The organism is Bradyrhizobium sp. MI1.11 (genome assembly GCF_055811255.1).
In genome coordinates this window covers 60,919-67,109 of the sequence record NZ_JBVVPM010000042.1, presented here as the reverse complement: position 1 = coordinate 67,109, position 6,191 = coordinate 60,919, and the positions used below count along the sequence as shown (strand labels likewise).

The window sequence follows — 6,191 nt, the reverse complement described above, 5'->3', positions numbered from 1 at the left end:
CCGAGGCCGCACAAAAAAATACCCCATATCGAGCCTCACTCCCGCTCGGCCAATTAAGCAAAGCCCTCGCAAGCGGGTGAGGTTGCAGCCAGTCCTGAGCTACATTGTCCAGTCACAGTTAGGCCCTAGCCGGCCGACAGCGCTTCGACGGTGACATTGCGGTTGGTGTAGACGCAGATGTCGGCGGCGATGTCGAGGGAGCGGCGGACGATGGTCTCGGCGTCCTTGTCGGTGTCGAGCAGGGCGCGGGCGGCCGCCAGCGCATAATTGCCACCGGAGCCGATCGCCATCACGCCGGCCTCGGGCTCCAGCACGTCGCCGGTGCCTGTCAGCACCAGGGAGACGTCCTTGTCCGCGACGATCATCATGGCCTCCAGCCGTCGCAAATAACGGTCGGTGCGCCAGTCCTTGGCGAGTTCGACGGCGGCCCGGGTCAATTGCCCCGGATATTGCTCGAGCTTGGCCTCCAGCCGCTCGAACAACGTGAAAGCGTCGGCGGTGGCGCCCGCAAAGCCACCAATGACGTCCCCCTTGCCGAGTTTCCGGACCTTCCTGGCGTTGTGCTTGATCACGGTCTGGCCGATCGAGACCTGGCCGTCGCCGCCGACCACCACCGTGCCGCCCTTGCGGACCGTCAAAATCGTGGTGCCGTGCCAGCCCGGCGAGCTGTTTGGGGAGTCCTGCATGAATGATCCTCATTGTCCGGGCTGATTTAGGCGGTCGGGAGCGGGGGCACAACGGGCCGCTCCGGGACCAATTTCGCTCACCATAGGCAGAAGTAGAGGCCCGGCCAGCCGTTCCCGCAGTAGCGAAGGCGTCATTTGGCTGTTAAAAGACCGGCGTTTTCGGCCCCGAACGAGGATGAAAGCTAGTTTTGATGCGCACCGCGACGATCAAGCGCAAGACCAAGGAAACCGACATCGAGGTCACCGTGAACCTCGATGGCACCGGCGTGTCCAATATCGCGACCGGCATCGGCTTTTTCGACCATATGCTCGATCTCCTCGCCCGCCATTCCCGCATCGACCTCACGGTCAAGGCGGTCGGCGATTTGCACATTGATCATCACCATACCACCGAAGACACCGGCATCGCGCTCGGCCAGGCCATCAAGCAGGCGCTCGGCAACATGGCGGGCATCACCCGCTATGCCGGCGTGCACATGCCCATGGACGAGACGCTGTCACGCGTGGTGATCGACATCTCGGGCCGCCCGGTCCTGGTGTTCAAGGTCGACTTCCCCCGCGACAAGATCGGCGAGTTCGACACCGAGCTGGTGCGCGAGTGGTTCCAGGCCTTCGCCATGAACGCCGGCGTGACTCTTCACGTCGAGACCCTATATGGCGATAACAGCCACCATATCGCCGAGTCCTGCTTCAAGGGTCTGGCACGGGCGCTGCGCACCGCCGTCGCGATCGATCCGAAGGCGGTGGGCGAAATCCCGTCCACCAAGGGCTCGCTCGGCGGCTGACGTCTTTCGGCCCGCGGCACGCGCCGTTTGCGGTATCACTGAATTCTTGGGAACGGGGCATCGCCATGTCCGTCTACACAGTTCATGCTCCCTCCCCTGCCGGAGCGGATCTGCGCGCGACCGACAAGTTCGTCTTCGTGCGCGACGGCTTCCATTTCTGGGCGATGATCTTCGGCCCGCTCTGGCTGCTGTGGAATCGGCTGTGGCTGGCGCTGATTGGCTGGCTGATCTTCGTTGCCGCGTTCAACGTCGGGCTGTCCAGCCTCGGCGTCGGCCGTTCCTCGATCTTCTTCGCCGACGTCATCGTCGCGCTCCTGATGGGATTCGAGGCCTCGAGCCTGCGCCGCTGGACGCTGTCGCGCGGTAAATGGCGGCAGCTCGACGTGGTGATTTCCGACGACGAGGACACCGCCGAGCGCCGTTTCTTCGAGCGCTGGAGCCAGAAGCAGCGCGGCATCGTCAACGATCAATGGGCCGTCGATCGCGGCGGCCCGCCGCCGACCCGCAACGTGCCGGGTCAGCAATTCTCCAACCCGCCGCCGATGCCGGCAGGTGGCATCATTGGTTTGTTTCCAGAACCGGGAGGGTCAAGATGAGCGTCGCCATCATCGATTACGGTTCCGGCAATCTGCATTCGGCCGCCAAGGCGTTCGAGCGCGCCGCGCGCAGCATGGACAATCCGCAAAAGGTGTTCGTCACCAGCGATCCGGACCAGGCCTACGGCGCCGACCGCCTGGTGCTGCCGGGCGTCGGCGCCTTCGCCGATTGCCGGCGTGGGCTCGATGCCGTCAACGGCATGGTCGAGGCGATCACCGAGGCGGTGCGCGTCAAGGCGCGGCCGATGTTCGGCATCTGCGTCGGCATGCAGCTGTTCGCCACCCGCGGCAAAGAGCACGTGATCACGCAAGGCCTGAACTGGATCGGCGGCGACGTCGAGAAGATCACGCCGCGCGACGAGAGCCTCAAGATCCCGCACATGGGTTGGAATACGCTCGATGTGCTGCGCGAGCATCCGGTGCTGGACGGGCTGCCGCTCGGCCCCAAGGGCCAGCACGCCTATTTCGTGCACTCCTACCACCTCAAAGCCGCCAACGAAGCGGACGTGCTTGCGCGCGCCGATTACGGCGGGCCCGTCACCGCGATCGTCGGCAAGGACACGGCGATCGGGACGCAGTTTCACCCCGAGAAGAGCCAGCGCTTTGGTCTGGCCCTGATCTCGAACTTCTTGCGATGGAAACCGTGATGGCCGCTGCTCTTGTTACCTCCCCCCTTGTGGGGGAGGTCGAATGCGAAGCATTCGGGAGGGGGGTAGCCACAACGGTGGTGCCCGTGGCTTACCCCTCTCCCCAGCCCTCCCCCACAAGGGGGGAGGGAGCGCACCGTTCGCGCAGAAAAATCCTGGCTCAATCATGATTCTCTTTCCTGCGATCGACCTCAAGAACGGCCAATGCGTGCGCCTCGAACAGGGCGACATGGCGCGCGCGACCGTGTTCAACCTCAATCCCGCCGCGCAGGCCGAGAGCTTCGTCGCGCAGGGCTTTGAGTATCTCCACGTCGTCGATCTCGACGGCGCGTTTGCCGGCAAGCCCGTGAATGCGCAGGCGGTCGAGACGATGCTGAAGACGATCACGATTCCGGTGCAGCTCGGTGGCGGCATTCGCGATCTCGCGACCGTGGAAGCCTGGCTCGAAAAGGGCGTCACCCGTGTCATCATCGGCACCGCCGCGGTGCGCGACCCCGAATTGGTGAAGGCTGCTGCAAAAAAATTCCCCGGCCGCGTCGCGGTCGGGCTCGACGCACGTGACGGCAAGGTCGCGGTCGAAGGCTGGGCCGAGACCTCGCAGGTAACAGTGCTGGAGATCGCACGGCGTTTCGAGGATGCCGGCGTCGCCGCCATCATCTTCACCGACATCGCGCGCGACGGCCTGCTCAAGGGCCTGAATCTCGATGCGACCATTGCGCTGGCGGATGCGATCTCGATTCCCGTGATCGCCTCCGGCGGCCTCGCCTCGATCGAGGACGTCAAGGCGATGCTGACGCCGCGCGCGAAAAAGCTCGCCGGCGCGATCGCCGGTCGCGCGCTTTACGATGGCCGGCTCGATCCCTCAGCCGCCCTCACCCTGATCCGCGCCGCGGCCTAGGAGACATCCGATGTTCAAGGTGCGCGTGATCCCCTGCCTCGACGTCAAGGACGGCCGGGTCGTCAAGGGCGTCAACTTCGTCGACCTGCGTGATGCCGGAGACCCCGTCGAAGCGGCGATCGCCTACGACGCTGCCGGCGCCGACGAGCTCACTTTCCTCGACATCACCGCGACCCATGAGAATCGCGGCATCATGCTGGACGTGGTCCGGCGCACCGCGGAAGCCTGCTTCATGCCCGTCACCGTGGGCGGCGGCGTGCGTGAGGTCAACGACATCAAGACCCTCCTGCGCGCGGGCGCCGACAAGGTCTCGATCAACAGCGCCGCGGTGTCGCGGCGCGAGTTCGTCAAGGAAGCTGCCGAAAAATTCGGCGGGCAGTGCGTGGTGGTCGCGATCGACGCCAAGCGGGTCAAGCGCGCCGGTGGCGGAGAGCGCTGGGAAATCTTCACCCATGGCGGCCGCAACTCGACGGGGATCGACGCGATCGAATACGCCCAGGAGGTGGTCTCGCTCGGCGCCGGTGAAATCCTGCTCACCTCGATGGACCGCGACGGCACCAGGCAGGGTTTTGACATCCCGCTGACCCGGGCGATCGCCGACAGCATTCCCGTTCCCGTGATCGCCTCGGGCGGCGTCGGCAATCTCGACCACCTGGTCGACGGTATTCGCGACGGCCACGCCACCGCCGTGCTGGCCGCCTCGATCTTCCATTTCGGGGAATTCACCATCCGCGAAGCTAAGGAGCACATGTCCCGGCGCGGGCTGCCCATGCGCCTCGATGCCTGACGACTCCCATCCCTAAAAATGCTACATCATCGGCAGGAACCGGCTTATCCCGCCGGATAGACAGCCAATACCGGCCAAGGCGCGTTTTCCGGGTATTTGTATGCCGCGTTTCACGATCCACGATCTGGCCGAGACCATCGACGCCCGCGCGGCAGCGGGTGGCGAGGCGTCCTATACCCGCAAGCTCCTCGACAAGGGCGCCGAACATTGCGCCAAGAAGTTCGGTGAGGAAGCAGTCGAAACCGTAATCGCAGCAGTCGAAAACGATCGCGCGCATCTGATCGCCGAAGGCGCCGACCTGCTCTATCATTTCCTTGTGCTGCTCAAGGCCCGCGGCGTAAAGCTGGAAGAGGTCGAGGCCGCATTGGACAAGCGGACCAATATGTCAGGGTTGGAAGAAAAGGCGTCGCGCAAGGGCGGCAGCTAGCCGAGGTGGAGAGTCGCGTCATGGATATCCGCGCACCCGAGCAGCAGTATAATCCTTACCGCGTCTATACGCGTGAGGAGTGGTCGCGACTGCGCGACGACACGCCGATGACGCTGGAGCCGGGCGAGTTCGACCGGCTGCGCTCGCTGCACGACCGCCTCGACTTGCAGGAGGTCGAGGACATCTACCTGCCGCTGTCGCGCCTGCTGTCGATCTATGTCGATGCGATGCAGCGGCTTTATTACGCGGAGCGCCAGTTCCTCAACATCCGCGACCGCAAGATGCCCTACATCATCGGCGTCGCCGGTTCGGTCGCGGTTGGAAAATCCACCACGGCCCGCGTGCTTCAGGCGCTGCTGGCGCGCTGGTCGCCGCGTCCAAAAGTCGAGCTGATCACCACCGACGGATTTCTGTATCCCAACGCCGTGCTGGAGCGGCAGGGCATCATGCAGAAGAAGGGTTTTCCGGAAAGCTACGACCTGCCGCTGCTGCTCAGCTTCCTCTCCGACATCAAGGCCGGCCGCCGCCATGTGCGCGCGCCGGTCTATTCGCATTTGACCTACGACATCGTGCCGAACCAGTGGGCCGAGATCGACCAGCCCGACATCCTGATCGTCGAGGGCGTCAACGTGCTGCAGACCGGCAAACTGCCGCGTGACGGCAAGGCCGTGCCCGTGGTGTCCGACTTCTTCGATTTCTCGGTCTATATCGACGCCGACGAGGCCGCGCTGCGGCAGTGGTACATCAGGCGCTTCCTGTCGCTGCGCGACACCGCGTTCACCAATCCAAAATCCTACTTCAACCGCTACGCGCTGTTGTCGGACGAGGAAGCCACCGCCACCGCGATCGCGATCTGGGAACGCACCAACCTCGCAAATCTCGAGGACAACATCCTGCCGACCCGCCCCCGCGCGACCCTGATTCTGAAGAAGGGCGCCGACCACACGGTGGCGAGCGTGGCGCTGCGCAGGCTGTAATCGCTGCGGTCGACGAGTCTAGCCCGCGCGCAGAGTGTCTTTTGTTGCAGACCGGCAAAGGGTATTCCGCTATGACCTTCGTAAACGCGAGGGACCCATGGTTGATCGTCTCAGAAACGCCGCCGAGCAGCTGGAAGCACCGACCTGCCCGGACTGCCATATCGAGATGAAGTGGTTCCGTTCCGAACTGCTGGCGGACGAGCCGACTCCGATCATCGCGCATCTTTTCGTGTGTCCGCATTGCAAGCGCGCGGCCCAGGCAGACACCAAATTCAAGGGCACGCCAGCGCCGACGGCCAAGCTGTCCGCGCCGCGGTTTGCTGCTCACGCCGCATAACGGTTCATCCCGCCGGAGCGCGCTGCGATGCTGGGCGCCCAGCCTGCGCCG

9 protein-coding genes are annotated in these 6,191 nt (G+C 64.4%); 8 read left to right on the top strand and 1 reads right to left on the bottom strand.

Annotation, left to right across the window (positions count from 1 at the left end):
• Nucleotides 1-125: 125 nt before the first annotated feature.
• Nucleotides 126-686: an ATP-dependent protease subunit HslV gene (hslV, locus tag AC0L30_RS31160; protein WP_007598435.1), complete on the bottom strand. Its 561-nt coding sequence runs from the start codon at nucleotides 684-686 to the stop codon at nucleotides 126-128.
• A gap of 191 nt (nucleotides 687-877) precedes the next feature.
• Between hslV and hisB the strand changes: the two genes are divergently transcribed.
• From hisB to AC0L30_RS31120, 8 genes are all read left to right on the top strand, one after another.
• Complete coding sequence (gene hisB, locus AC0L30_RS31155) at nucleotides 878-1,471, top strand: imidazoleglycerol-phosphate dehydratase HisB (RefSeq protein WP_473405960.1); 594 nt, start codon at nucleotides 878-880, stop codon at nucleotides 1,469-1,471.
• A gap of 65 nt (nucleotides 1,472-1,536) precedes the next feature.
• The gene (locus tag AC0L30_RS31150; RefSeq protein ID WP_354172018.1) at nucleotides 1,537-2,067 is read left to right on the top strand and encodes a DUF2628 domain-containing protein; all 531 of its coding nucleotides are present in this window, start codon (nucleotides 1,537-1,539) and stop codon (nucleotides 2,065-2,067) included.
• Nucleotides 2,064-2,714: an imidazole glycerol phosphate synthase subunit HisH gene (hisH, locus tag AC0L30_RS31145; RefSeq protein ID WP_007598439.1), complete on the top strand. Its 651-nt coding sequence runs from the start codon at nucleotides 2,064-2,066 to the stop codon at nucleotides 2,712-2,714. Before AC0L30_RS31150 ends, hisH begins: the two co-directional genes overlap by 4 nt.
• A 166-nt stretch (nucleotides 2,715-2,880) precedes the next feature.
• Nucleotides 2,881-3,612 carry a 1-(5-phosphoribosyl)-5-[(5-phosphoribosylamino)methylideneamino]imidazole-4-carboxamide isomerase gene (hisA, locus tag AC0L30_RS31140; RefSeq protein ID WP_354127083.1) on the top strand — a complete coding sequence of 244 codons (732 nt, stop codon included), beginning with the start codon at nucleotides 2,881-2,883 and terminating at the stop codon, nucleotides 3,610-3,612.
• A 10-nt stretch (nucleotides 3,613-3,622) separates the two neighbouring features.
• Nucleotides 3,623-4,399, top strand: coding sequence for an imidazole glycerol phosphate synthase subunit HisF (gene hisF / locus AC0L30_RS31135; protein ID WP_007604055.1), 777 nt, complete (start codon nucleotides 3,623-3,625; stop codon nucleotides 4,397-4,399).
• Between the two features lie 100 nt (nucleotides 4,400-4,499).
• Nucleotides 4,500-4,826, top strand: a complete 327-nt coding sequence (locus tag AC0L30_RS31130) for a phosphoribosyl-ATP diphosphatase (RefSeq protein WP_007598445.1) — start codon at nucleotides 4,500-4,502, stop codon at nucleotides 4,824-4,826.
• A 20-nt stretch (nucleotides 4,827-4,846) separates the two neighbouring features.
• On the top strand, nucleotides 4,847-5,803 hold the full coding sequence (gene coaA / locus AC0L30_RS31125; RefSeq protein ID WP_007598451.1) for a type I pantothenate kinase: 957 nt from the start codon (nucleotides 4,847-4,849) through the stop codon (nucleotides 5,801-5,803).
• Nucleotides 5,804-5,900: 97 nt separating this feature from the next.
• Nucleotides 5,901-6,140 (top strand): hypothetical protein, encoded by a 240-nt coding sequence (locus AC0L30_RS31120; protein WP_354200292.1) that lies wholly within the window; start codon nucleotides 5,901-5,903, stop codon nucleotides 6,138-6,140.
• The last annotated feature ends 51 nt before the right edge of the window (nucleotides 6,141-6,191 follow it).